This is a genomic window from Kitasatospora sp. NPDC056651 (assembly GCF_042792155.1).
In the GTDB taxonomy this organism is placed as follows: Bacteria; Actinomycetota; Actinomycetes; order Streptomycetales; family Streptomycetaceae; genus Kitasatospora.
The window spans coordinates 17,984-42,604 of record NZ_JBHTWX010000070.1; the positions used below are offsets into that span (position 1 = coordinate 17,984).

20 protein-coding genes are annotated in these 24,621 nt (G+C 73.1%); 13 read left to right on the forward strand and 7 right to left on the reverse strand.

What is annotated here, in order from left to right:
- Positions 1–8: 8 nt before the first annotated feature.
- The 3 genes from ACFRAR_RS25070 to ACFRAR_RS25080 are packed head-to-tail and all read right to left on the reverse strand — an operon-like array spanning position 9 to position 3,358.
- Positions 9–1,349 (reverse strand): Y4yA family PLP-dependent enzyme, encoded by a 1,341-nt coding sequence (locus ACFRAR_RS25070; RefSeq protein ID WP_380700422.1) that lies wholly within the window; start codon positions 1,347–1,349, stop codon positions 9–11.
- Positions 1,340–2,329: an ornithine cyclodeaminase family protein gene (locus ACFRAR_RS25075; RefSeq protein ID WP_380700423.1), complete on the reverse strand. Its 990-nt coding sequence runs from the start codon at positions 2,327–2,329 to the stop codon at positions 1,340–1,342. The genes ACFRAR_RS25070 and ACFRAR_RS25075 overlap by 10 nt, the downstream gene beginning before the upstream one ends.
- 39 nt (positions 2,330–2,368) lie before the next feature.
- A complete protein-coding gene (locus tag ACFRAR_RS25080; protein WP_380700424.1) occupies positions 2,369–3,358 on the reverse strand; it encodes a TauD/TfdA family dioxygenase in 990 nt (329 codons plus the stop codon).
- Between the two features lie 381 nt (positions 3,359–3,739).
- On the opposite strand from ACFRAR_RS25080, the gene ACFRAR_RS25085 reads away from it, so the two are divergent.
- The 4 genes from ACFRAR_RS25085 to ACFRAR_RS25100 are packed head-to-tail and all read left to right on the forward strand — an operon-like array spanning position 3,740 to position 8,707.
- Complete coding sequence (locus tag ACFRAR_RS25085) at positions 3,740–5,299, forward strand: ABC transporter substrate-binding protein (protein ID WP_380700425.1); 1,560 nt, start codon at positions 3,740–3,742, stop codon at positions 5,297–5,299.
- Positions 5,296–6,294 (forward strand): ABC transporter permease, encoded by a 999-nt coding sequence (locus tag ACFRAR_RS25090; protein ID WP_380700426.1) that lies wholly within the window; start codon positions 5,296–5,298, stop codon positions 6,292–6,294. Before ACFRAR_RS25085 ends, ACFRAR_RS25090 begins: the two co-directional genes overlap by 4 nt.
- Positions 6,291–7,139, forward strand: coding sequence for an ABC transporter permease subunit (locus ACFRAR_RS25095; RefSeq protein ID WP_380700427.1), 849 nt, complete (start codon positions 6,291–6,293; stop codon positions 7,137–7,139). Before ACFRAR_RS25090 ends, ACFRAR_RS25095 begins: the two co-directional genes overlap by 4 nt.
- 38 nt (positions 7,140–7,177) lie before the next feature.
- Entirely contained in the window at positions 7,178–8,707 is a 1,530-nt protein-coding gene (locus tag ACFRAR_RS25100; protein WP_380700428.1) for an ABC transporter ATP-binding protein, read from the forward strand.
- Between the two features lie 18 nt (positions 8,708–8,725).
- Here the strand turns inward: ACFRAR_RS25100 and ACFRAR_RS25105 are convergent, their stop codons facing one another.
- From ACFRAR_RS25105 to ACFRAR_RS25115, 3 genes are all read right to left on the reverse strand, one after another.
- Positions 8,726–9,301, reverse strand: coding sequence for a MarR family winged helix-turn-helix transcriptional regulator (locus tag ACFRAR_RS25105; RefSeq protein ID WP_380700429.1), 576 nt, complete (start codon positions 9,299–9,301; stop codon positions 8,726–8,728).
- 111 nt (positions 9,302–9,412) lie between these two features.
- Positions 9,413–10,399: a M48 family metalloprotease gene (locus ACFRAR_RS25110; RefSeq protein WP_380700430.1), complete on the reverse strand. Its 987-nt coding sequence runs from the start codon at positions 10,397–10,399 to the stop codon at positions 9,413–9,415.
- The gene (locus tag ACFRAR_RS25115; protein WP_380700431.1) at positions 10,396–10,875 is read right to left on the reverse strand and encodes a BlaI/MecI/CopY family transcriptional regulator; all 480 of its coding nucleotides are present in this window, start codon (positions 10,873–10,875) and stop codon (positions 10,396–10,398) included. The genes ACFRAR_RS25110 and ACFRAR_RS25115 overlap by 4 nt, the downstream gene beginning before the upstream one ends.
- A gap of 424 nt (positions 10,876–11,299) precedes the next feature.
- On the opposite strand from ACFRAR_RS25115, the gene ACFRAR_RS25120 reads away from it, so the two are divergent.
- From ACFRAR_RS25120 to ACFRAR_RS25135, 4 genes are all read left to right on the forward strand, one after another.
- Entirely contained in the window at positions 11,300–12,364 is a 1,065-nt protein-coding gene (locus ACFRAR_RS25120) for a ParB/Srx family N-terminal domain-containing protein (RefSeq protein ID WP_380700432.1), read from the forward strand.
- Between the two features lie 438 nt (positions 12,365–12,802).
- A complete protein-coding gene (locus ACFRAR_RS25125; RefSeq protein ID WP_380700433.1) occupies positions 12,803–14,188 on the forward strand; it encodes an ammonium transporter in 1,386 nt (461 codons plus the stop codon).
- A 72-nt stretch (positions 14,189–14,260) separates the two neighbouring features.
- Complete coding sequence (locus tag ACFRAR_RS25130; protein WP_380700434.1) at positions 14,261–14,908, forward strand: hypothetical protein; 648 nt, start codon at positions 14,261–14,263, stop codon at positions 14,906–14,908.
- A 113-nt stretch (positions 14,909–15,021) separates the two neighbouring features.
- Positions 15,022–16,944: a gamma-glutamyltransferase family protein gene (locus ACFRAR_RS25135; protein ID WP_380700435.1), complete on the forward strand. Its 1,923-nt coding sequence runs from the start codon at positions 15,022–15,024 to the stop codon at positions 16,942–16,944.
- A gap of 115 nt (positions 16,945–17,059) precedes the next feature.
- Here the strand turns inward: ACFRAR_RS25135 and ACFRAR_RS25140 are convergent, their stop codons facing one another.
- A complete protein-coding gene (locus tag ACFRAR_RS25140) occupies positions 17,060–18,250 on the reverse strand; it encodes an alpha/beta hydrolase family protein (RefSeq protein ID WP_380700436.1) in 1,191 nt (396 codons plus the stop codon).
- A gap of 167 nt (positions 18,251–18,417) precedes the next feature.
- Between ACFRAR_RS25140 and ACFRAR_RS25145 the strand changes: the two genes are divergently transcribed.
- The 5 genes from ACFRAR_RS25145 (at position 18,418) to ACFRAR_RS25165 (ending at position 24,422) form a co-directional block, all read left to right on the forward strand.
- A complete protein-coding gene (locus ACFRAR_RS25145; RefSeq protein WP_380700437.1) occupies positions 18,418–19,569 on the forward strand; it encodes a sensor histidine kinase in 1,152 nt (383 codons plus the stop codon).
- Entirely contained in the window at positions 19,566–20,255 is a 690-nt protein-coding gene (locus ACFRAR_RS25150) for a response regulator (RefSeq protein ID WP_380700438.1), read from the forward strand. The genes ACFRAR_RS25145 and ACFRAR_RS25150 overlap by 4 nt, the downstream gene beginning before the upstream one ends.
- A gap of 260 nt (positions 20,256–20,515) precedes the next feature.
- Positions 20,516–20,848 (forward strand): streptolysin S family bacteriocin, encoded by a 333-nt coding sequence (locus tag ACFRAR_RS25155; RefSeq protein ID WP_380700439.1) that lies wholly within the window; start codon positions 20,516–20,518, stop codon positions 20,846–20,848.
- A 344-nt stretch (positions 20,849–21,192) separates the two neighbouring features.
- Positions 21,193–21,948 carry a hypothetical protein gene (locus tag ACFRAR_RS25160; RefSeq protein ID WP_380700440.1) on the forward strand — a complete coding sequence of 252 codons (756 nt, stop codon included), beginning with the start codon at positions 21,193–21,195 and terminating at the stop codon, positions 21,946–21,948.
- 11 nt (positions 21,949–21,959) lie between these two features.
- Positions 21,960–24,422: a lanthionine synthetase LanC family protein gene (locus ACFRAR_RS25165; RefSeq protein WP_380700441.1), complete on the forward strand. Its 2,463-nt coding sequence runs from the start codon at positions 21,960–21,962 to the stop codon at positions 24,420–24,422.
- Positions 24,423–24,621: the final 199 nt, after the last annotated feature.

Consider the following 24,621-nt stretch of genomic DNA (forward strand, 5'->3'; position numbering starts at 1 on the left):
GGCGGGGGTCAGCGGTCGAGGCGCCAGCGGGGCGGGCCGGTTCCGTCGGGGTGGTCGATGACGACCTTCGGCGGCAGCGGCAGCTCGTGGAAGGGGGACTCGTTGGAGTCCATCTGGTAGCCCGCGGTGTTGGGGTAGACGAGTAGGTCACCGACCCGGGGCCGGGCCGGGAAGGGGACCTTGCGCCAGGTCAGCAGGTCGGAGTCCAGGCAGCTGGCGCCGCCGACGCAGGCGGGGAAGGGCCCGGTCGCCGTCCCGCCGGTGCGTGCGGGGAGCAGTTGCGGTTCGGGCAGGTACTCGCTGTCGAACCACTGCTCGGACAGGCTGAGGCTGGTGCCGTCGACGGTGACGATGCCGTACCCGGTCCGGTCCTTGACGCCCTGGACGCGGAAGACCGAGGAACCGGCCCCGTCCAGCAGTGCGCGGCCGGGCTCCAGCAGCAGCGTCACGCCCGCCTGCCGCAGCCGCTCGGCGAGGCTCGTGCCCGCGCCGCCGGGGCGGGCGGCGAGGATCGCGCGCAGCGCGTCCGCCCCGGCGACGGGGGAGTGGTACGGGTAGAAGTCGCCCACGGCGAAGGACTTCCCGCCGTGGTAGTGCCGGGGCCCCTGGTCGGCGAGGAAGGCGTCCCACGCCTCGGCGGCGACGTAGTCGACGGGGAAGCCGCCGCCGATGCTGATCCGGTCCGCCCGCAGGCCCGAGGCCCGGGCCTTGAGGCAGAGTTCGACGAGCTCCCCGGCGAGGTCGGCGCGCGGCTGGATCGCGTAGCCGGAGAGGTGGAAGCTGAAGCCCTCCATCCGTACGGCCTCGCCGGCCCCGGCGCACCGGTCGAGCGCCCGGTGCAGCTGCGGGTCGTCGAGGCCGAAGCGGCTGCGGGGCTGGGCGGGCGGGTGTCGGCGGAGCAGGATCCGGGCGGGACGGCCGACCCCGAGGGCGAGCAGCCGCTCCAGCTCGTCGAGGGCGTCGACGGCGATCAGCGCGCCCTGCCGGACGGCGACGCGCAGCAGGTGCTCGGACTTGGCGGGGCCGGTGACGACGAGGTCCTCGCCGCGCACGCCGTGGCCGAGGGCGTCGCGCAGCTCGCCGAGGGAGGCGACGTCCACGCCGGCGTCGGCGGTGGCGCAGCGCTCCACGAACACCGAGGCCTTGTTGGCCTTCTTCGCGTAGTACACCCGCCCGTCCACTCCGGCGTCGGCGAGGGCGTCGCGGAACGCGGCGAGGTTCGCGTCGAACCGCTCGGGCAGCAGGTAGTGGAAGGGGCCGCCCAGGCCGTGGGCGAGTTCGTGGAGCAGGCCGCCGGCGTGGATCCGTTCGGTGAGCGGGTCGGGGTGGGCGGGCAGGCTCAGCGCCACAGCGCCACCTCGGTGCCGAGGCCCTGGGCGGTGGCGAGTTGGGCGAAGCGGTGGCCCAGCGCGATGTCGGTGACGACCAGCCCGCTGTTGTAGGCGAAGATCCGCTGGTCGGGGGCGGTGCGGGCGTCGGCGGCGCCGGAGACGGCGGCGGGCAGTTCCAGGTCGACGGCCGGGAACGCGCCGTCCGCGTCGGCCATGTCGGTGCCGGTGACGCGCATCTGGGCCTCGCTGGTGGCGATCACCCGGTCCGCCCGGTGGAGGGTGGAGGGTGCGAGGCCGTGGCCGACCAGGATCGAGACCGTGCCGGGCGTGAGCCAGTCGGCCTCGACGGCGGCGGGGGTGTGGGCGCCGGCGGTGGCGACGATGACGTCGGCGTCGCGGGCGGCGGCCCTGAGGTCGGTGACCAGTTCCGGTTCGCGCTCGGGGAAGTGCCGGGCGAGTTCGGCGCGGACCGCGGCGATGCCCTCGGGATGGGTGCCGGACAGCAGCAGGCGCTCCAGCTTCGGCAGGGTGGTGAGCAGGAACGGCAGCGCGAGGCGGCCCTGGGTGCCGGTGCCGATCACCAGCGCGGTCGAGGCGTCGGGGGCGGCGCATTCGCGGGCCAGCAGCGCGGAGACGGCCGGGGTGCGCAGGGAGCCGATGCGGGAGCAGTCCATCATCGCCAACGGCAGGCCGGTGGTGTCGTCGTAGATGGTCAGCGTCGTGTAGTAGTGCTGGTTTTCGCGGCTGTCGTGCAGGCCGTGCTTGTACGAGGTCTTGAAGGCGAGGACGTCGCGGACCCCGTCGCGGCCGAGCATGGCGTAGGAGACGGAGTGGCCGTCGGCGGGTTTGACGGTCAGTTTGCGCGGGTTGTCGGACTGCCCGGCGGCGAGGGTGCGGCAGGCCTGTTCGACGGTGTCGACGACGTCGGCGAGGGTGATGTCCAGGCCCGCGAGGTCGCTGGTGGACAGTACGCGCAGGGAGGTGTCGTCCCGGTCCATGAGGGTGCCCTTTCGAGGAGGTGAGGCGGCGGTGGTGGTTCAGACGGCCCAGGCGGTGAGGGCGGCCTGGCCGTAGCCGTGTTCGTCGTGCTCGGCGAGCGGGCGGGTGGGGCGGCCCTCCACGCGTACCGAGGCGCGCTTGAGCCAGCGGTCGGTGCCGTCGTAGCGGGCCCGGAACGGCACCCGGCCGTGGACGACGAGGTCGTTGTCGACGACCAGGACGTCACCCGGCTCCAGGCTCACCGCGACCGAGACGCGGGCCAGTTCCGCCCCGAGGCGCCGGTACGCCTCGCGCCAGGCCCGGTCCGCCCCCTCCAGCGGGGTGTAGGCCGGGTCGTAACGCATCGTCAGGCCGTCGGGCGTCTCGAACAGGGTGGGGACCGGTACGGGGCGTTCGCCGGAGTTCCGGGCCCGCTCGTAGGCGTCGTCGGGCAGGATCGGGGCGACGGGCCGTGTCAACTGCTCGACATCGCCGGCCGACAGGTCGGCCAGGCGCACACCGGCGGCGGTGGTGGCGATGCCGTCGTGGTTGCGCATGCAGCACAGCAGCAGCAGATGGGCGCGGCCGGGGTGGAAGGCGTCCTCGGTGTGCGGAGCGAGCAGGACGGCACTGGAGGCGCCGGTCTGTTCGCCCTCGTGGCCCGGCGAGGGGACGATGTTGTGCACGAACCGGCCGTCCTGCTGGCCCTCCCAGGCGATCGGGGTGCCCATCAGCGTGGAGACGAGCAGCAGGGTGACGTCCCACAGCGCGCCGGCGTCGCCGGCGGTCGACCAGTGGCCGGGCGTGGGGCCGAGGCCGGTGTCGTCCACGTCCAGGCCGCGCAGCACGAACAGGCCGTCGGCGGTGTCGACCGGGCGCAGCAGGCGGTGCAGCGGCTCGCTGAGCCGGGCGCAGGTCGCGGGCAGGTCGGCCAACAGGGCGGGGCTGGTCGCGGAGCCGTGGAGGGTCAGTAACTTCGCGGCGGTGGCGGTGAGTTCCGAGGCGGCGTCGGTGTCGAGACGGCGTATCGGGGCAGGGCAGGTGGGCACGGCGGGAGACCTTCCGGGGACGGGAGGGGAGCAGGGCGCGGGCACGTGGCATCACCGCGCCGGTGGGGGGACGGCGGCGGGAACTGCGCGTGGGGCGTGGGTCCGGGGCGCCTCGAACGGCCGGACGGGAGGAACGTAACAACGACTCTGAGGTGAGGCAAGCCTTACCCGGCTGGATGTCTACGTGTGCGTAGTCCCGGTTCCGGGTGGCGGCGCACATGTCGCGCGGGCTCGAAGTCGCTGCTCAGGAGGGCTTTTGAGGGTTGAGGGGCGCATGGCCCGGGGGTGGGTGCGCTCCGCCGGACGGCTTGCGGCTTGTCTTGAATTTAGGATAGGTAACCCTAAGCAACTTGAGTACGGCACCCGAGACGAGGATCGAACGTGGGCGTCACCAGACGACAGCTGCTGTGGGCCGGAGCCGGAGCCGGGGCGGTCGGCGTGCTCGCCGCCTGCGGTGGCGGCAAGGGTGGCGCCGACGAGGCCGCGCCCTCCGACGGAGCCGGCCGGCAGCCCCGCCCCGGAGGGACGTTGAAGGTCGGCGCCCTCGGGAAGGCCTCCGCCGTCACCCGGGACCCGCACGGCACCCAGGCCAACGAGAGCGACTACCTGATCATCAGTCTGATCTATGACACGCTCGCGATACCCGGAGACCAGACCAACACCGCCCCCCGCCTGGCCGCCTCCTGGAAGCCGTCCGAGGACCTCAGGACCTGGCGCTTCACCCTGGCCGACGGCGCCACCTTCCACGACGGCACCCCGGTCACCGCCGACGACGTCGTCTGGTCGCTCAAGCGCCTGCGCAACACCCCGGCCGGCAGGAGCCGCCTGCCCGGCATCCAGCCGGAGGGCATCACGGCCGAGGACGCCAGGACCGTCGTCCTGGTGTCGGACTACGCCAACGCCGACCTGCCGCTGCTCACCCGCCTGACCACCTTCGTCCTCAAGAAGGACACCAAGGACGACGCCGTCGCGAGCGCGCCAGGCACCGGCCCCTTCAAGCTCGACTGGTACCGCGACGGCAACGCCCGCCTGGTGCGCAACGACAGCTGGTACGGCGGCAAGGTCCTGTTGGACGCCATCGAGGTGCGTCTCTTCGAGAGCCCCCAGGCCATGGCCAACGCGCTGCTCGCCGGACAGATCGACGTCGCCTCCAACGCCGGCGCCGTCGCCGCCCGCACCGCCGAGGCCCGCAAGGACATCCGGATCGTGCGCCGCCCCAACGACATGGCGATGCCCGTCGTCATGCGCACCGCCGACGGCCCGTTCGCCGACGTCCGGGTGCGCGAGGCGCTCAGGCTCGCCGTCGACCGCGACGCCATGGTCAAGCAGGTCCTCTCCGGCTACGGCAGCACCGCCAACGACATCCTCGGCACCGGCGACCCGGCCTTCGCCAAGGACGTCCCCCAGCGCACCCGCGACCTCGCCAGGGCCAGGCAACTGCTCGCCGACGCCGGCTTCGACACCGCCAGGACCTACGACCTGGCCACCACCGAGGACATCGCCGGCCTCGCCGAGTCCGCGACCCTGTTCGCCACCCAGGTCCGCGAGGCCGGGGTGAAGATCAACGTGGTGAAGCAGGACTCCAAGGTCTTCTGGGACGACACCTGGCTCAAGGGCACCCTCTACACCACCTACTGGGGCACCAACGACTCGGTGGTCTTCTTCGCCTCCAAGACGATGCTCTCCGACGCGGGCCAGAACGAGTCCGGCTGGAACGAGCCGGGCTTCGACGAGACCTACCGCAAGGCCATGGGCACCGCCGACGCCGCCGAGCGCGACAAGCTGCTGCACCGGCTCCAGGAGATCGAGTTCGCCAAGTCCGGCTACCTGCTGTGGGGCATGGCCGACGGCATCGACCTCGCCGGCGCGGCCGTCCGCGACCTGCCCGAGCTCCCCGGCTACGGCCGCGTCCAGCTCGAGAAGACCTGGCTGGCACGTTGACCGCGCTCCAACCGGCCGGCGCCCGAGCGCCGCGCGGCCTCCCGGCCCGCATCCTCCCCGGTGCGGGCCGGGTCGCCCGGCAGGCCGTCCGGCGACTCGTGATGCTGGTCGTCCTGCTCGCGGCCGTCTTCGCGGCCATCGAGCTCCTGCCCGGCGACGCCGCCGGCGCGAGCTCCGACCGGGGCGTCACCGCCGCCGACCTCGCCGCCCGACGCACCGCCATGGGCCTCGACCGGCCCGTCGGGGAGCGCTTCCTGGACTGGATGACCGGCCTGCCCACCGGCGACCTCGGCACCACCGCGCGCGGTCGGCCCGTCACCGACGTCCTGGCCGGGCCCTTCCCCAACACCCTCCTGCTCGGCGGCCTCGCCCTCGTACTGAGCACCGTCGGCGCCCTCGCCCTCGGCGGCTGGGCCGCGCTGCGCCCCGGCGGGCGCGTCGACCGCGCCGTCGATGCCCTGTCCACCGCCGCGTTCGCCCTCCCGGAGTTCGTGCTCTCCGTCGCCCTGCTCCTGCTGCTGTCCCAGTGGACCGGCTGGCTGCCCGCCGTCACCCTCACCGGCCCGGACGGCAGGCCCGAGTCCTGGACCATGATCGTCCTGCCGCTGCTCTCCCTGGCGGTCCCCCAGATCGGCTGGAACACCCGGATCGTGCGCGGAGCACTCGCCGACCAGTCGGCCCTGCCGCACGTCCAGGCAGCCGTCCTGGACGGCCTGCCCCGCCGGCGAATCCTCAGCCACCACATGCTCCCCGGCGCCCTGCCCGCCATCGCCGTCGGCATCGCCACCTCCGCCGGCATGCTCCTCGGCGGCACCGTCGTCGTCGAGACCCTCTTCAACTACCCCGGCACCGGTGCCGTCCTGGCCGGAGCGATCACCGACCGCGACACCCCCCTGGTCGCCGGAGTGGTGGCCGCGGCCGGTGCCGCCATCAGCCTGCTCCTGCTGCTCGCCGACCTCGTCCGCACCACCACCCTCGGAGAGGAGCGACGATGACCGTCGACGCCCCGGCAACGGCCGCCGCGCCCACCACCCGACGGAAGCGACGGGCGCTCATCCGCGCGGCCCCCGCGCTCGTCCTCGTCGCCCTCGCACTGGCCGGGCCGCTCCTCGCGCCGCACCCGATCGACACCCCGGTCACCTTCCCGTACGCCGAAGCCGGCGGCGACGCGCCCCTCGGCGGCGACCAGCTCGGCCGGGACGTCCTCAGCCGCCTGCTGACCGGCGGCGCGCCCCTGATCGCCACCGCCCTCGCCATCGCCCTCGTCGTGACCGCGACAGCCACCGCCATCGGCATCCTCGCGGTGCTGCGTCCGGCCCTCGGCCGGTGGATCGAACGCGCCGCCGACCTGACGATCCTGCTGCCGTCCGTCCTCGCCATCATGCTCATCGCCCTGGCCTGGCCCGGCGGCGGGCGCCTCGCCGTCGCGGCCGCCGCCATCCTCCTCGGCATCCCCTACGCGGTACGGATCGTCGCCGCCGCGGCCGCACCCCTCGCCGCCGCCGGCTTCGTCGAAGCCGCCGCCGCGGGCGGCGAGAACCTCTGGCACCTCACCGTCCACGAGGTCCTGCCCAACCTCCGCTCCACCGTCCTCGCCCTGTTCGGCCTGCGCTTCGTCGAAGGCGTCTACATCGTCTCGGTCGCCGCCTTCCTCCAACTCGGCCCCCAACCACCGGACGCCGACTGGGCGTTGATGATCCGCGAGAACGCCGCCGGAATCACCCTCAACCCGTGGGCGGTCGGCGCCCCCTGCCTCGCCATCGGCCTGCTCGCCATCAGCGTCAACCTCGCCGCCGAAGCGCTCGCCCCCGCCCGGCCCACCCCGGAGACCCCGCTGTGAGCGACACCGACCCCGCTGTGAGTGTTGCCAACCCCGCTATGCGTGTCGCCGACCCCGCTCCGAGTGCCACCGGCCCCGCCGCCCGTGCCGCGGGCCTGTCCGCCGCCCTCGGCGGCACCCCGCTGCTCACCGACGCCACCCTCACCCTCACCCCGGGCCGCATCACCGCCATCACCGGGCCCTCCGGCGCCGGCAAGACCACCCTGCTGCGCGCCCTCGCCGGCGCCCTCCCGCCGGGCGCGCGCGTCACCGCCGGGAGCCTCACCGTCCTCGGCCACGACATCCTCGCGCTCCCGGCCGAGGAACTGCGCCGGATCCGCCGCCACGAACTCGCCTTCGTCGGCCAGGATCCGGGCTCCGGACTCAACCCCCGGATGCGCGTCGACCGGCTCATCGGCGAGACCGCCCCGCGGCGCCGCCGAACCCCGGTGACGGACCTGCTGCGCGCCGTCCGCCTGCCGACAGACGAAGGCCTCGCACACCGTCGGGCCGCGAGCCTCTCCGGCGGTCAGCAGCGGCGCGTCGCGCTCGCCCGCGCGCTCGCCCGCCGCCCCGCGATCCTCCTCCTCGACGAACCCACCGCAGGCCTGGACGCCGCCCTGCGCGACGACATCGCCGACCTGCTCCGCGACCTCGCCGACCGCGACGCCATCGCCATCGCGCTCACCAGCCACGACCCCGACTTCGTCGCCCGCTGCGCCGACGACGCCCTCGCCCTGTGGCCCGACCGTCCGGTCACGACCCCGGTCACACCCGTGCCCGTGCCTGTTCCCGTTCCTGCTCCCGTGTCCGCTCCCGTGCCCGCGCGGGCACCCGATCTCGCCGCCACGGCGACCACCGGTCCTGAGCCCGTCGTCGAGGTGAAGGCACTCGACGCCCGAGTCGGCACCGGCCGGAACCGCCACCAGGTCCTCGCCGGACTCGACCTCGCCCTGCGACCCGGCACCCTGACCGGGATCACCGGCCCGTCCGGCTGCGGCAAGACCACGCTGCTGCGCACCCTGGCCGGCCTCCACCGCCCCGAGGGCGGAGACATCACCCTCGGCGGCGAACCGCTGGCCGCCTCCTACCGGCGGCGCACCCGCGACCAGCGCCGCCGCATCCAACTCGTCCCGCAGAACCCGCTCGGCGCGCTCAACCCCGCCCACACCGTCGGCGCCACCCTCACGCGCCCGCTGAAGCTCCACTTCGCGCGACCCGCGGACCGGTGCGGCGCCCGCGTCGCCGAACTGCTCACCGCCGTCGGCCTCACCCCCGACCACGCCGCCCGGTACCCCCACGAACTCTCCGGCGGACAGCGCCAACGCGTCTCCATCGCCCGCGCCCTGGCCGCCGAACCCGACGTCCTGCTCTGCGACGAGGTCACCTCCGCCCTCGACGCCGACACCGCAGACGACATCATGGAACTCCTGCACGGCCTACGGGCCGACCAGGGCCTCGCCGTCGTCCTCGTCAGCCACGACCTGTCCCTGCTCTCGGCTCACGCGGACCTCCTCCTCGCCCTCGACGGCGCGGCCGGGGCGCCGCTCACCGGGCACCGCGCGGCCCCGAGTCCGGTGCCGGGCTGAGCGCTCCGCGCGGCGGAGTCAGCCCGCCGTTCCGGTGTCCGGCTCGTCGGCCGGGGCGGCGCCCTCCCGAACCCTCGCCCAGGTCCGCCGGGAGCCCTGGGTCAGGGTCCAACCGCTCTTCTCGCGGAGCCGCGGCGCCTGCCCGGCTCCCCGGGCGGCGGCCGCGCACACCCGCCGCAGCAGGGAGTTGAGCTCGACGCGCTGCCCCTTCGTCAGGGACGCCAGCAGGTCGTCCTGCGCCGCCGACGCGTCGGCGTGGAGCACGTCCAGGGCGGACTCGCCCGAGGCCGTGATGGTCAGGACCTCCTGTCGGCCACCGACATGGACCACCATCGCCTGCAACAGGCGCGCCGACAGGAGATCGTCGAGGGCCTGCTCGACCTCGGGGGCGGTCGCCGGGACACGGGCGGTGAGATCCTTGCGGCTGTGGGGCCCCAGCTGCGCCAGCGACGACAGCAGCGCGTGGTGGACCGGGGTCAGCCCCCGGTGTGCCAACCGTTCCGTCAGCAGACGGTCGACGGCCCGGCCGGCCTCCGACAGGAGGTAGACGGACTGCTCGAACGGACTCGACGAGCCCTGCCGTCCGTCGTACACACCATGTTCCCATCATCGGAAAAGCGCGACGCACTCGGCGTCGGAGAAGCAAACCGAGGCTCACCATACCCACGCCCGCGACCATTGGTCTACATCGATGTCGTCAGACCGTCAGGGGCCGACGATCGCCCTGACCGTGTGCTCCACGTACTCGTGCAGGCCGTAGGGGAGACCGAGCGTCAGCAGGGCCGACACCGCCACCGCGGCGAGGAGACCGGCTGCGGCCGCGCGCGGCCCGCGCCCCCTGGGCCCCGCGGGCTCCGGCTCCAGCAGGGCCTGGACCCGCCGGGGGACCGGTCCGGTGCTCACGGACAGGAACCGGCGGCCGCGCACACCGGCCCCGCGCACACCGGCCCCGCGCACACCGGCCCCGTGCCCACCGGCCCCGGCCGAGTCGGCCAGCGCGGCGCGGGCGATGGCGGCCGCGGCGAGCCTGCGGTCTCCCACCGCCGCCGCGGCGGCCTCGTCCGCCCACCGCTCCAGGTGGAACTCCAGCGCGGACCCCAGCCGCGCGAGCGCCGGATGCACGGCGGCGGCCAGGTCGACGACGGCCGAGAGCACATGGTGCCGCCCGTGGAGGTGGGCCCGTTCATGGGCGAACAGCACCGCGCGCTCCGACGGTCCGAGCGCCTTCAGCATGCCCTCCGACACGACGACACGGGCGCGCCGCCCGCGGTGCCGGGGCAGGGCGAAGGCCTCCGCCTCCTCGCCCGGTACGACGAGCACATCGCCCTCGGCCGTCCCCTCCCCGGTCAGCCTCCACGCACGGGACAGCAGCGCACGCCGCCGCCGTGCGACCAGCGCCAGCCGGAGGGCCTGCGCGGCGAGCAGCGCCCCGGCGGCACCGGAAACCGGCACCACCGCCGGCCAGTCCGCCGCCACCCGCTCCAACGGCAGGTGCTCCAGCGCCGCCAGGAACGGCACGTGGAAGAGGCCGACCAGCGCCGCGACCGTGCCGCCCGCGAGCAGCACGGCCGCTCCCGTGAGCGCCCAGGAGGCCTCGCGCGGCGGGAGCAGCCCGGCCAGACGGCGTGCCGCGGGCACCGCCGCCCAGGGGAGGGCGACGGCGAGGGCGACGATCACCAGGAACGGCGTCACGCCCCGCCTTCCGACACGACCTCGCCCCCGGCCCGAGCTGTCTCGGCCTCCGCCTGGGCCTCCGCCTGTGCCGTCGTCTCGGTCTCCGTATCGGTCTCCGTATCGGCCTCCGCCTCGATCAGCAGGCGCCGCAGCACGTCCCCGTCGTCCGTGGACAACGAGGACACGAAGCGCTTCAGCACGAGGTCCCGCTGCGGCTCCTTCTCCAGTTCCCGGCGCATCCGCCCGGCCGCCAGGCCGGCGGCGTCCGAGACCGGCGCATAGGCGAAGGAACGCCCCGGCCGGGTGCGCTCCACGGTCCCCTTCTCGTGCAGGCGGGCGAGGATCGTCGCCACGGTCGTCCGGGCGAGGTCCTGGTACAGCGCCCCCTTGACCTGCTGCGCCGTCATCGGCTCACCGGCCGCCCACAGCACCGCCATCACGTCCGCGACCAGCTCCCCGTGCGGACGTCTGGCCTCCTGGCCGTCCCTCGCCATCTCTCTCCCTGTCCGATGTCTTCGTCCGGCACACCCCGCCGCCGACAGCGGACGGCGATGACCGCCACCCGCCGCGATGCGGCGGGCTGAGGCCATGTGACTTAGGTGTGCCTAAGCTAACTTTACGGGGAGTGTGGACCGCCGTCAGGGTGCCGTCCAGCCGCATCCCGTCCCTCCGGGTCCGCCCTCCCGCCCCGCCGGGAGGGCGGCCCCCGCCAACAGCCCGCCGGCCCGACCGATGCGCTCGAACTCCCGCTGTGGGCCGACAACGGCGGTGGGCAACGGGGCGCTGCCCGGCCCGGGCACGTACGCGGCACCGTGATCGTTGACCTCGGGTTCGTCCGGATGTCGCGGGAACGAGGGCCGGCGTTGGCCGGGCGCTGCCACGCTCACGGGCCTGTCCGCCCTTGAAACGAGGAGTGCCATGCGTTCCATCCCCCCGTCCCGCCGCACCGCGGCCCTCGGAGCGGCCGTCGTCGCGGTGATCGTGTCGGCGCCGGTCGCGTACGCGGCTCCCGGCGCGCCGGGCACCCGGCCGCCGCAGTGCGGGCACGACAACCGCTCCACGCCGTTCGCCCAGTACCTGTGCGCCGAGCCCGGCCGGCTGCTGGACGTCCGGATCGGCGACGTGCATCCCACCCAGCCCGCGCTGGGCTATGACGAGGTGTACTACAAGCTCGGCCGCTACACTCTCGGCAAGGACGCGGTCAACAAGAAGTTCGCCGACTGGTGCGAGGCCGACGGCCGCGTCGACGCGGCGACCGTCCAGCCGGGCGCGCGCCTGGACGACCCGTCCTCCTTCACCTGCAAGCTCCCCGTCGGCGCTGAGACGGCCGACAGTGTCGCCGCCATGAAGACGGTCGTCATCGGCCCGCACGGCGAGCCCTTCCTCACCGACGGGCACCACACCCTCACCTCCTTCTACGAGACCCCGGACGGCGGCGCGAACCTGCACGTCCGGCTGCGGGTGCTGGCCAACTACAGCAACCTCACCCGCCAGGACTTCTGGGACCGGATGCAGGCCAACAAGTGGGTCTACCTGCGCGGCCCGGAGGGCGACCAGGTCAAGGTGAACAAGCTGCCGACCGGCGTCGGCCTGGCCAACTTCCGTGACGACAAGTACCGCAGCCTGCTCTACTTCGGCCGCGACATCGGCTACACCCAGAACTCCCTGCCGTTCCAGGAGTTCTACTGGGGCAGCTGGGTCCGCGACGCGAAGCCGGTCGACCTCTCCGGCTGGAACCGCAACGACCTCGGCAGCTACCTGGCCACCGTCCAGGGCCTGACCCGGACGATCGCCGCGCTGCCCAAGACCTCCGTCGTCGACAGCGGCTTCACCGCCGCGGACCTCGGCGCGCTCGACCAGTGGAACGCCGGCAAGCCCGCCACCAAGGGCGAGTTCGACAAGCTGAGCAAGCCGTACTCCGACGCCAAGCCCGGCAAGCTCGCCTACGCGCTGGAGTACAAGCGGATCAACGGCCTGGGCTGACCCGGCTCACCGTAGGCTCCGGGCCGCTCCAGGCCGAGACGTCGCCGGCTGCGTGACGCCCGCAACCCCTGCAACCCCTGCGGCCCCCGGAAGGTCCGGAAAGCCCCGGAGGCCGGTTGGTCCTCACGGCCCGCCCGTCCCGCGTTCCCGCGTGACCACAGGTGACGCACGGGCCCGGCCGCACGGCTGACGGGGTCGCAGGGCTCGCCCGTTCGGCGTACGCGGGGGATGGCTCGGCCGCTCCGGGCGGTGTCCGGCGGTACGGTACGTCACGGCCTGCGGTCCGGGTCCAGGCCCGTCGACCCCGGGCCGGTGCACCGGGGCCGCGCCCGGGGCCGGGCCGGGCTCCGTCGCTCTCCTCCGCACCGCGGACACCCCGGGTGCCGTGGGACGGGATTCCCACCAGTGGTGTGGCACCGACAGCAGGAGGAGACGCCGATGCCGGACGGCTTCAGCGCGGGTGACACGGCGTTCGTGCTCGTCGCTGCCGCGCTGGTGATGCTGATGACCCCCGGACTGGCCTTCTTCTACGGCGGCATGGTGCAGGTCAGGAGCGTCCTGAACATGCTCGCCATGAACTTCGTGGCGCTGGCGGTCGTCAGTGTGCTGTGGGTCCTCTACGGCTACTCGCTCGCCTTCGGCACGGACTCCTTCGCCGGTCTGATCGGGAATCCGGACCACCTGGGGATGCGCGGCATCGGCCGGGACGACCTGAAGGGCTCGATCCCGGTCACCGTGTTCGCCGCGTTCCAGCTGATGTTCGCGATCATCACCCCGGCGCTGATCAGCGGGGCGATCGCGGACCGCGCCAGGTTCACCGCCTGGGTGCTGTTCGTCGCCCTGTGGGACACCGTGGTCTACCTCCCGGTCGCGCACTGGGTGTTCTTCACCGACAACGGGCACGGCGGCTGGCTGGTCGACCGGGTGGGCGTGATCGACTTCGCCGGCGGCACGGCCGTGCACATCGACGCGGGCGTCGCCGGGCTCGCGCTCTGCCTGGTGCTGGGCAGACGGATCGGCTTCAAGAAGGACCCGACGCGGCCGCACAGCCTGCCGCTGGTGATGCTCGGCTCCGGGCTGCTCTGGTTCGGCTGGTTCGGCTTCAACGCGGGCTCGGCGCTGGCCGCCGACGGCGTCGCCGGCATGGCGTTCATGAACACCCAGGCCGCCACCGCCGCCGCGATGCTCGGCTGGCTGGTCTACGAGAGGTACCGGCACGGCGCGCTCACCACGCTGGGCGCCGCCTCAGGCGCGGTGGCCGGACTGGTCGCGATCACCCCCGCCTGCGGCTCGGTCTCGATGCTCGGCGCCATCGCGATCGGTGCGGTCGCGGGTGCGGTCTGCTCCGCCGCCGTCTCGCTGAAGTACCGCTGGGGCTTCGACGACTCGCTCGACGTGGTGGGCGTGCACGCGGTCGGTGGGGCGGTCGGCTCGCTGCTGATCGGCCTCCTGGCCACGGGGAACGTCGGCCAGAGCGCGAAAGGTCTGTTCTACGGCGGCGGGCCCGGACAGCTCGGCCGGCAGGCGATCGGCGTCGTGGCGGTCGCGGCGTACTCCTTCGTACTGTCCTGGCTGCTGGCCGAGGCGGTCGACCGGCTGGTCGGCTTCCGGGTCTCCGCGAAGGCCGAGACGGCCGGCATCGACCAGGCCGAACACGCCGAGACCGCCTACGACTTCACCGGGGCGAGGATTCCCTGGCCGGCACCCGAGGAGCCCCGGACGCGGCCGCGGGGTCCGGCCAGGCACCTGATGGGAGCGCTGCGACGGGGCCTGATGAGGAGCTCCGCCACGAAGGCGGAACGGTCGGGGACCGACGCCGACTGAGGCCGGTCGCGGGCCGTCCCCGTCGCAAGGGCGGGCCCGCCGCTGTCGGAGGCCGTTCCTACACTCTGGCCCATGGGACTTTCGATATCCGTGGGACTCCTCCACGACCAGGCCCGCAATGACGCCGAGGGCCTCGACCATCACCGCGCCGCCTTCGCCCGACTCGGCCGGGCGCTCGCGGCGGAGGGAATCGGCTGGCGCGAGCCGGAGAGCACCGATCTGCCCCCTGCCCACGTCTTCTCCGGCGGCTTCCCCTACGGATACCTGACCCAGCTGCGCCGCATCCTGGTGCTCGTCGGCCTCGGCGAACCCGTCACGCCCGCTCGGGAGGTCAGCGAGCGCCAGTACGACCGCGACCGCGAGAAGATCCAGGACGAGACGTCGATGCTCGCCTCACATCTGCTCTGTCACTCCGACAGTTCCGGCTACTACGTGCCGGTCGGTTTCGAGGATCCGCTGTTCCTTCCCGACGAGGCGGAAGTCGAGGGCGCCGGAATCGTCGGCTCCAGCCAGCGCCTGCTGGCTGAGCTCTCGGAGATGGCGTCGTCGATCGGCATCGAACTCGACGGCGAGGGTGTTCCCTCCGCCGCGGGGGAGTTCGGGCCGGCCGTGGATCCCGCGACGGACGGACCGTTCGAGACGGAGCGTTTCGCCTGGTGGCAGCTCTACCGGGCGTGTGTGGCGAGCATCGCCGGGGGTCACGCCATCGTGTTCCACTGACTCCTTCTTCCCTGACCGTCGCGCACCGGAGGGGAGGCCGGCTGGGTTTTCAAGCCAGGGGAGTACCGGGTAGGGATCCCTGGCAGCCCAGGCCCGACCCAAGGGGGACTCGTATGGTCACCACCCGTCCGACTCTGCAGGGCACCTTCGGGATGGCGGCTTCCTCGCACTGGCTGGCCACCGCGGCGGCGATGGCGGTGCTGGAGGACGGCGGCAACGCCTTCGACGCCGCGGTGGCCGCGGGATTCACCCTTCAGGTGGTCGAACCGCACATGAACGGGCCGGCCGGCGAGGTGCCGATCATCCTCGCCCCGGCGGGGGGACGCCCACGGGTGCTCTGCGGCCAGGGCGGAGCGCCCGCCGGAGCCACCATCGGGCACTTCACCTCGCTCGGCCTGGACGAGGTACCCGGCACCGGACCGCTGGCCGCCGCGGTCCCCGGCGCGTTCGACGCCTGGCTGCTGCTGCTCCGCGACCACGGCACCAAGCGCCTGTCCGAGGTGCTCCGGTACGCCATCGGATACGCGGCGCACGGATTCCCGGCGCTGCCGGCCATCGGGGCGACGGTCGCGGCGGTGCGCGAGCAGTTCGAGCGGTACTGGCCGAGCTCGGCGGCGCTCTACCTACCGGACGGCCGCCCGCCCGCCGCGGGTGCGCTGCTGCGCAACGTCCGCCTCGCCGACACCTGGAGGCGGCTGCTGGCGGAGGCGGAGGCCGCCGGGGCGGGGCGGGAACAGCAGATCGAGGCGGCACGGCGGGTCTGGCGGCAGGGGTTCGTCGCGGACGCGCTGGCCGGGTTCGCCGCGCGGCCGGCGATGGACACCTCGGGAGTGCCGCACGCCGGGGTGCTCACGGGTGACGATCTCGCGGCCTTCGAGGCGACGTACGAGGAGCCGGTCGGCTACGAGTGGGGCGGCTGGACGGTCTGCAAGCCGGGCATGTGGAGTCAGGGGCCGGTCTTCCTCCAGCAACTCGCCCTGCTTCCCGATGAGTTCGGACGGCCGGCGCCGGAGTACGGCGGGCCGGAGTACGGCGGACCGGAGTACCTCCACGCGCTGATCGAGGGCGGCAAACTGGCGATGGCCGACCGGGAGGCCTGGTACGGCGACAACACCGAGCACATCGAAGTCACCGTGGCCGACCTGCTCGATCCCGCCTACAGCGTCGAACGCCGCGCGCTGATCGGTGAGTTCGCCTCGGCCGAGCTTCGCCCGGGCAGGCCCGGAAGGCCCGGCGGGCCCGGCGGGCCCGGCTCGCCCGGCGGCCGGCCGCCACGGCTCGGCCGGCGCGGCTCGGTCGACGCGACGCGCACCGGCGACTGGGCGATGGCGCTCGGCGGCGTCGAGCAGACGGGTACCGACCCGGGCGCCCGCGGCCACCACGTCGGGCCGGCCACTGCCGCCGACGGGGCCACCGCCGCCGACGGGACCACCAGCGGCGACACCTGCCACGTCGACGTGGTCGATCGCTGGGGCAACATGGTCTCCGCCACGCCCAGCGGCGGCTGGCTGCAGTCCAGCCCCGTCGTCCCGGACCTGGGTTTCCCGCTCGGGACGCGCCTCCAGATGACCCACCTCCAGCCGGGACTGCCCAACTCCCTGACCCCCGGCCGCCGTCCACGCACGACGCTGTCCCCGTCGCTGGCGCTGCGGGACGGCGAGCCGGTGCTGGCGTTCGGCACCCCGGGCGGCGACGCCCAGGACCAGTGGACCCTGCACTTCTTCCTGGCCGTCGCCCTGCGCCCGGCCGTGCGCGGCGGCCTCGACCTGCAGGGCGCCGTCGATGCTCCGAACTGGCATCAGGAGGGCTTCCCGTCCTCGTTCCACCCGCACGCCATGGACCCGGCCCGGGTCGTCGTCGAGTCGCGGATCGGCGATGCCGTCATCGCCGAACTGCGGCGGCGTCGGCACCGGGTGCGGGTCACCGGACCGTGGAGCGAGGGCCGGGTCTGCGCGGTGGCCCGCGATCCGGGCACCGGGCTCCTGTCGGCCGCGGCGGACCCGCGGGGCATGCAGGGCTACGCGGCCGGACGGTGACCAGGCGTCGCAAGCTGCGGGCCGCGCTCCGTCCCCTCCCTCGCCGGACTCCGCCCGGTGAACGCCCTGGCGTCGTGCCTCGGAGCCCGGACGGGCGGGACCGGCGCCAAGGTGTTCACCGGGCGTAGTCGACCTCGGGGAAGCCGGGGGAGGGACCGTCGAGCAAATGCCCCTGGTCGCGGAGGTGGAGGTCGAAGAAGGCTCGCGGGTAGGCGCGTTGGAACGCCTGTGCCCGGTGCCCGGGGATCGTCCCGACCTCGTCCTCCAGATCGGGCGGTGACATGCCCAGGAGAGGGGCGATCAGCGGCAGGATCAGCACGTCGTCGCCGAACGCCTGGTGCGCGGCTCCCCGTACGGTCAGGTGCAGGCGCCAGCCGCGCAGACGCGACCAGAACGCGCGCAGGGCGGGGTTGCTCTCCATGCCGCCCTTGCCCAGGGTGTCCACGACCAGGAACGGACGGTCGAGCCCGGCGTCCACCACCGGGCCCGCCGCGCCCCCGTCCAGGCTCGCACCCGCCATGATCCGCCCGTCGGCGAGCATCGTCGCGGCGGTGGTGGCGCCGCCCAGGGAGTGGCCGATCATCCCGACGCGCCGCAGGTCGAGCGCCTCGCGGATGCCCGGGGGCAGTGGGGTGCGGCAGACGCCGGGTCGGCCGCCCGAGCGGAGGACGGCGAGCCGGTCCAGGACGAAGCCGATGTCGGCGGTACGGACCGCGAGGGCCTTGGCGTAGTCGCTGATCTTGCCCAGCGGATTCGTCTCGACGCGTCCACCGGGGAAGGCGACTGCCGCCGCGTCGTAGGTGTGGTCGACGGTGACCACCACGAAGCCGTGGCTGGCGAGGTCTTCCACGACACCGGTGCCGAACGACCGTGACGCGTTGGCGCCGGGAGAGTAGAGCACGACGGGCAGGGGGCCTGGTGGGCCGCCGACCGGAGCGCCCTCGTGGCCGTGGGTGTCTCCCAGTCGTACCCGGCCGGGAGGCAGGCCGAGGATGTCCAGGTACCGGTCGGCCGCCGCCGGAGGCATCCAGGGAACGGTGGGGCGGGCCGCGCAGCCGCGGGCGGGGTACCAGATGCTGATCATCAGCTCACGGCAGGGGCGGGAGGGCACCCAGGGGTCCGGCCGCGCGGTGTCGGCGAGGTGCAGCGCGATCGTACCCAGCGGGTACGGTCCGTTCGGGGCGGGCAACTGGAACCTCACGGGTTCCTCCTGCCTCGGTCGGGCGACGGCCACCGGCGCGAGCGGACCCGGGACCAGGGCGGCGGCCAGTCCGGCGCACGAGGACAGCAGTGTTCTCCGGTTCATGGCTCCACTGTTCCGTCCGATGAGCCCGGCGGCTTCGCCCCCGGGGAGGAACCCGGTGTCAGCCCAGGAGGGTATGACGGGCATCAGCCGCGCGGAGGACTCAGCCCGTGAGATGACGTCCTCCGGGCTGACAGGCCCCGGGGCCCCGTGTGGATAGCGTGGTCCGCATGGGCGACGGGGAGTCACGGCCGCTGGTGGCCAGACGTCTGCGGGACGGACAGTGGCACGGCGTGGACACGGTCGCGGCCGTGCTCCTCGCCCTGGCGTTCGGCGCGAGCGAGACGCGGAGCGGTGGCTGGGGTGCGGGAGCCGTGGCGGCAGTGGTCTGGCTGCCGGTCGCGGTACGGCGTAGACGGCCCGTCCGGGTGCTGTACACGGTCCTGGCCGGAGCGGTCCTCGCCATGGCGTTCACCGGCTGGGAGGAGTCCTGGGTGCCCGTCGGGGCCGCGCTGTACACGGTGGCGGCGCGGGAACCGCGGCGCCGGTCCGCGACGGCGCTCGGCTGCTCGCTGGGCGCCGTCGCGGCGGCCATGGCCCTCGTCCCGCGACCGGTCCCGGCCTCCGGGGTCGCGTGGGGCGTCGTCTTCGCGTCCTTGATGATGACCCTGCCCTGGCTGGTGGGCACCGCGCTGAGAGAGCAGCGGTCGTACGCGGAACTCGCCGCCCGGCAGGCCGTGACGGACGAGCGCCTGCGGATCGCCCGCGAGCTCCATGACGTGGTGGCCCATCATCTGACTGTCATCGCGGTACGGGCCGAGGTGGCCTGTGCGGTGGCCTCCACCAACCCGGGGGAGGCCGAGCGGACCCTCGCACTGGTCGGGACAGCGGGCCGGACGGCGCTCACCGAGATGCGCCGCATGCTCGGCGTTCTGCGATCACCCGGTGACGGGGCCGAGTTGGGGGCCGCCCCCGGTCTCGCGGACCTGCCCGCGCTCGCGGACGGCGCGGGCCCGCGCGTGGAGCTGTCCGTCGACCCGGACCCACCGCTCCCCCCGGGTGTGGAACTGGCGGTCTACCGGATCGTTCAGGAAGCGCTCACCAATGTCGTCAGGCACGCGGGATCGGCGGACTGCCGGGTGAACCTGTCCCGGGTGGGTCCCGAGACGGTCGAGATCGAGGTCGTCAACGACGCGCCGGCTCGGCTCCCGGTCCGGCTCCCGGTCCGGGTCCCGTCCCGGCGTCCCGGCGGCGGGCACGGACTCATCGGGATGCGGGAGCGGGCGGCCATGTGCGGCGGGACCCTCTCCGCCGGCCCCCTGGCGACGGGCGGATTCCGGGTGCATGCGCGGCTGCCCTGCGGATCGGAGACAGCACGGTGAACCGGCCGGTCCAGATCCTCATCGCCGATGACCAGGCGCTGTTGCGGGCGGGCTTCCGCCTGCTCATCGAGAGCGTGCCGGACCTCGCCGTCGCGGGCGAGGCCGCCGGCGGCGAGCAGGCCGTCGAACTCGCCCTGCGGCTGCGGCCCGACGTCGTGCTGATGGACATCCGGATGCCGGGCATGGACGGTCTGGAGGCCACCCGGCGCATCTGCGCGGACCCGGACGCCGTCGGCACCCGTGTGCTGGTCCTGACCACGTTCGACCTGGACGAGTACGTGTACGCGGCACTCCGCGGCGGAGCCAGCGGATTCCTCCTGAAGGACATCCTCCCCGCCGACCTGCTGACAGCCCTGCGGGTGGTCGCCTCCGGCGACGCCCTGCTCGCGCCCGCGGTCACCCGCCGTCTGATCCGCGAGTTCGCCGGACGCCACGAGCCGCGCCCGCGGCTCGCCCGGGAGCTGGCGGGCCTGACCCCACGGGAACGGGAAGTCCTCCGACTGGTGGCCCGGGGACTGCCCAACCTCGGGATCGCCGAGCACCTGGGGCTGAGCATCGCGACCGTCAAGACACACGTCCGGCGGCTGCTGGCCAAGCTCCACGCCCACGACCGGGCCCAGATGGTCGTCATCGCCTATGAGACGGGCATCGTCACCGCGGGTGGGAACCTCCCACCCGCGGGCTGACGCCTCACCCAGGTCAGTACGGCCGGTGATCCAAGACGACAGCCCCAGTTCACCCCATTAGGCTAGTCAGTGAGAAGGTGCAAGGCGGGCGGCCGTACAGCTGACAGCCCCAGCAGCACGAAGCCATACCCAATGTCACATGGTGGTGTACCCGCCGGATCGACGGCCACGAGAAGTCGCAGCAGCGCACCTCCGGCGGAACATCGCTCCGCGATGAAGACGGCGCGCTATGCGGACGTCCAGGACAGGGATGCATTCTCATGGCCGATTACCGAATCAGTAACCTCACGGTTCGCGTCGAGGACCAGTCGCTCCCCAAGGGAGTCATTCACAGCCAGGGCAGGTTCCTGGGAGACCCGACGGTCACGGCCCACAGTGCCGTGCGGGAAGAGGACGACGGCGGCGACGGCGGCGGCTGCGGGTGTTCCTGTTCCTGTTCCTGCACATGCTCGTGTACGTGCACGTGCAGCAAGACGGGCAGCAAGAGCTCCACGCATGAGATCCCCGAGGTGGAGCTGACGGTCCTGCGGGAGTCGTTGAAGGCCGCACTGGCCGATCTGGAACAGACAGCCAAGGAGCGGAGTTCGGGCTGACGGTCCCGTCGTTCGGAACCGACAGGCGCGGACCTGACGTCATGCGCTCCCGTCAGCGAGTCGGTCTGGCCCCGCAGTGGTCCTATGCCTCCCGTGACGAAGCTCAGGACATGGAGGAATGCGTCGGCCTGCGCATTCCTCCCGGAGGCGGTGTGCTGATCTCCCACACGCACCCAGCGAGAGTCAAGTTCCTCCCCCGGGACATCGCCGAGGCTGTCGGCAGTCTGGCCCGCCGGGGAGAGGCCCGCGCAACCGAGACCGGACTCGATCCGCGCTTGCTCCGAGCCCTCGAATTGGAGGGGATAATCCATGCGCTTCCGCCGAGTCCTCCCCCCGAGGCGTGCATGCGCCAGGCTGCCGACGACTCCTCGGTGAGTCTCTCCGCTCTGTGGTGGGCAGCCGCGTTCCCGAAGGTCACCGCCGAAGCTCTGCACCGTCGCCTGTACTTCTACGGACGGCATCCCGTGTCATGTCGCTGGTTGGCGCGGCTTCCGGACGAGCAGGCGGTGGCAGGGTGGCTGGGGCTGGGCCTCCTGCCGCTGGAGCGCGCCGGGTTCAGGGCCCTGCCGCGCACCGCGGACACCTGGGTGTGGCGGCGCTGGGAAAAGGGTTCAGCTGTTCACGCGATGACGAAGTTGTACCTGTGCTGCATGCCGGAAGACCTGCCGTTCGCCTTGCGGCAGGTCGTGCCGGTCCTGGCCCACCCCGCCGTCACCGGGTTCAAGGTCGGCTTCGACCTCCCCTCCGTCCTTCGCCCGGACAAGTTCATGCTGTACCTGTCGGACTCCGGCGCCGCCGACCAGGTGGCGGCCGAGATCGCCGACGCCGTCGGACCGTTGAACGTGCAACCTCTCCCCTTCACCGCGGCCACGTCCGCTGGGCCCTTCGTCACCCAGGCAACCGACCCTCCCGACTGGGAAGGGCGCCCCGTGTGGCACGAACTCGCCAGCTGGCGCCTGTATGTCTGCCGACTGGCCGCGGAGACGCTCATCGCATCGCACCAGGCACCCCCGCAGGAGCGGGTCGCCGCCGTGCTGGAAAGACTCCATCTCGCGAGCGTGGACACCCATTGCTGGGCATGGGCGGAAGGGGGCCGATAATGCTCACGGACATGCCCCTCGTCGTCACCGAAGACTTGTCCGTCGTTCCCGCCCGTGACCTTTCCGCCGCCGTGCGCAACTCCCTCGGGTCGGAGTTCGACGCGGACGGTGCCGTGCTCGGGCGTCGGAACAGCCGCCTCAACGCCGTCTTCGTCAACGGCAATGTGCTGCAGCTCGTCACCGAGTTCCACGACCCGACGCCAACCGTCACAGCGGTGATCCGCCACGCACAACGCACGGGACGGTCTCCTGAGCGCATCCTCGACGAGTGCTACGCCGCTCTGGTGCGCCTTCGTGATCTCGGCTTGATCAGACCGGTCGGCGACCGAGCGCCAGGCCCCCTCTGCGGTATCGGTGACGGCCTCCTCCAGTGGAGGATCACCTCCTGCCTCCAGTCCTACGAGGACGGAGACGTGTACACGGCCACGGATCCGTCCGGAGAGTCGGTCGTCTGCAAGCTTGGCCGCGAGCCCAGCCGCGGGACGCTGCCGTGCGACCTGCGGCACGAAGCAGCCGCGCTGCGCCTGCTCGACGGCCGCGGCGTCAGGGTCCCGAAGCTCGTGGCCTTCACTCATGACCGTGAACAGCGCCCGGTCCTCGTCATGAGCCGCATTCCCGGCCGGCGTGTGGACCAGGAGGCACAGGTGATGCGCCGGGTCGCCACGCCCCGCCTACTCAGGGTCTGTGTCCGGACGGTCGACACCCTGGGCGCCATCCACGCGGCAGGCATGCTCCATGGAGATGTCCACGGCGGCAACTACCTGCTGGGGCCTGATGACTGTGTGTGGGCGATCGACTTTCCGCACGCTTCCACCATCGGCAGGCCGTCGGTCCGTCACGGCGTGCCGCGTCTGATGGATCCCCAGTGGGCACAAGCACGGCTGTCGGGTACCGGTGACGTTCCGGACTCGCCGGCCAGTGAGCAGTACAGCATGGCCGCCCTCCTCCACTTCCTGATCACGGGGGAACATCACTACCCCTTCGCCAACACCGAGCAGGAACTGCTGGAGCACCTGGCCGCCGGAACCGTCCGCGCAGACTTCGCCCGGAATGTCGACCCGGTTCTGCGGGAGACCTTCACGGTCCTGGAGCGCGGGTTGCGCCGGGAACCCGAGGAACGCTGGCCGAATCTCGCGTCGTTCGCGACGGCTTTCACCGAGGCCGCGGACAAGGGGATCAGCCGCATCGGTAGGCGAACCTCCGGCCTGCACCACTCCCATCGCGAGCACTTCCAGACCTATCTCTCACCGTCCGCGCTCTCCCGGCGACCGATCCTCCCGACCATGGCCTCGGGCTCCGCCGGGACGGCGAGCGCGCTGCTATGCGCAAGTTGCCTGACCGACGACCCGGCACTCCTGGCCTGGTCGGTCCTGTGGGCGGACCAGGCCGTCACCGGCGACTCGGCCGGGCCTGTCGCCGCGCCGGAGTCGGCCGCCCGTGAAGCGGCCGCACCGGGCCGCGGCGGTGCCTGGTACGGCATGCTGGGCGTTCTTGGATCCGCGGTCGCCGTCTCCCACGCCATCGATGACCGTGTGGCCTGCGCGGAAGCCGCGCGCGCCTATCTGGATGAGCATCGCCGCCAAGTGACACCGACCTTGCCCCTCGATCTCACCCACGGCCTGGCGTCCTGCATCCTCATGAACGCCCACGTACTGCGGGCACTGCCCGAGGACAGTGCCGCGGCTCTCAGGGAGCTCGGCGACCGTGCGGCATCACGGCTGGGCCAGGCGGCAGTTCGCCTGCCCCCTCGGCCGGGTCTGGCCCACGGATCCCCCGGATGGCTGCTGGCCCTCCTGGCGTGGCAGGCCGCCACTGGGCGGCCCGCCCAGGACCCCGGTCTCCTGGGCGACTGTCTGCAACGCGTCTCTCTGGCGCTGCGGGAAAGCCTTGAGGGCCCAGAGGAGAGACTCGGTCAGTGGTGCCGTCCCGGCTGGGAATCGAGCTGGTGCAACGGAGCGACGGGGCTGTGCCTGCTGCTCCTGAACGGAGCTCAGACCCTGGGACGGGCAGAATTCCTCCAGGCCGCCGAAGCCGCCATGCTCGTCGCTCTGCGGGGGGAACCGCATGGCCACGACCTCTGTTGCGGATCTGCCGGCCGTCTCTACGTCCTGCGCCGACTGGCAGAGGCCACGGGGCAGGACAGGTGGCGCAGGCAGGGAGACACAGAGGCGCGTGCAGTCGATGAATGGCTCCCCAGGATGCCCGACCACGGTTTCACCAAAGGACGGGCCGGAGCCTTGGCCGCCCTCGCCGTCACATCCGAGAGCTCCTGCACCTTCCCTCTCGTGGATGCGCCGCCGCCGACTCGGCCCGGCCCGGAGACGATCGATCCGGCCCTGCCTTCGGCAGGCGGGGGCCTGGTCGACGTCGCGCCGACCGCGCAGCCGGGTTCTGCGGCGGCGGGCGACGATGACCTCCCGGGCTCCGTGAGTGCCCGGTCGCTCCTGATGGACTGTCAGCAAACTCGGCATTGAGTCGGCATCGGTCCTGTCGGAGGCTGTCGCGGATGGTCGAACCGTGCCATGCGTCGACTGCGGAAGCGCGTGCCGACGGGGGCGCTTCGAGGTGGGCGCACGGGGGCTTTGGGGCGGGCGTGCGGGGGGCCGGGGCCCCCCCCCCCCCCCCGCCGGGCGCCCCGGGCAGCGCCCGGTTACCCGGGGCGTGTGGGGGGTT

Excerpts from the sequence above, each read along its gene's own strand:
- ACFRAR_RS25160 (WP_380700440.1), top strand. The coding sequence starts at position 21,193 with ATGCGCCAGGCTGCCGACGACTCCTCGGTGAGTCTCTCCGCTCTGTGG.
- ACFRAR_RS25125 (WP_380700433.1), top strand. The coding sequence starts at position 12,803 with ATGCCGGACGGCTTCAGCGCGGGTGACACGGCGTTCGTGCTCGTCGCT.
- ACFRAR_RS25135 (WP_380700435.1), top strand. The coding sequence starts at position 15,022 with ATGGTCACCACCCGTCCGACTCTGCAGGGCACCTTCGGGATGGCGGCT.
- ACFRAR_RS25165 (WP_380700441.1), top strand. The coding sequence starts at position 21,960 with ATGCCCCTCGTCGTCACCGAAGACTTGTCCGTCGTTCCCGCCCGTGAC.
- ACFRAR_RS25155 (WP_380700439.1), top strand. The coding sequence starts at position 20,516 with ATGGCCGATTACCGAATCAGTAACCTCACGGTTCGCGTCGAGGACCAG.
- ACFRAR_RS25075 (WP_380700423.1), bottom strand. The coding sequence starts at position 2,329 with ATGGACCGGGACGACACCTCCCTGCGCGTACTGTCCACCAGCGACCTC.
- ACFRAR_RS25130 (WP_380700434.1), top strand. The coding sequence starts at position 14,261 with ATGGGACTTTCGATATCCGTGGGACTCCTCCACGACCAGGCCCGCAAT.
- ACFRAR_RS25095 (WP_380700427.1), top strand. The coding sequence starts at position 6,291 with ATGACCGTCGACGCCCCGGCAACGGCCGCCGCGCCCACCACCCGACGG.
- ACFRAR_RS25145 (WP_380700437.1), top strand. The coding sequence starts at position 18,418 with ATGGGCGACGGGGAGTCACGGCCGCTGGTGGCCAGACGTCTGCGGGAC.
- ACFRAR_RS25140 (WP_380700436.1), bottom strand. The coding sequence starts at position 18,250 with ATGAACCGGAGAACACTGCTGTCCTCGTGCGCCGGACTGGCCGCCGCC.
- ACFRAR_RS25120 (WP_380700432.1), top strand. The coding sequence starts at position 11,300 with ATGCGTTCCATCCCCCCGTCCCGCCGCACCGCGGCCCTCGGAGCGGCC.
- ACFRAR_RS25100 (WP_380700428.1), top strand. The coding sequence starts at position 7,178 with ATGCGTGTCGCCGACCCCGCTCCGAGTGCCACCGGCCCCGCCGCCCGT.
- ACFRAR_RS25115 (WP_380700431.1), bottom strand. The coding sequence starts at position 10,875 with ATGGCGAGGGACGGCCAGGAGGCCAGACGTCCGCACGGGGAGCTGGTC.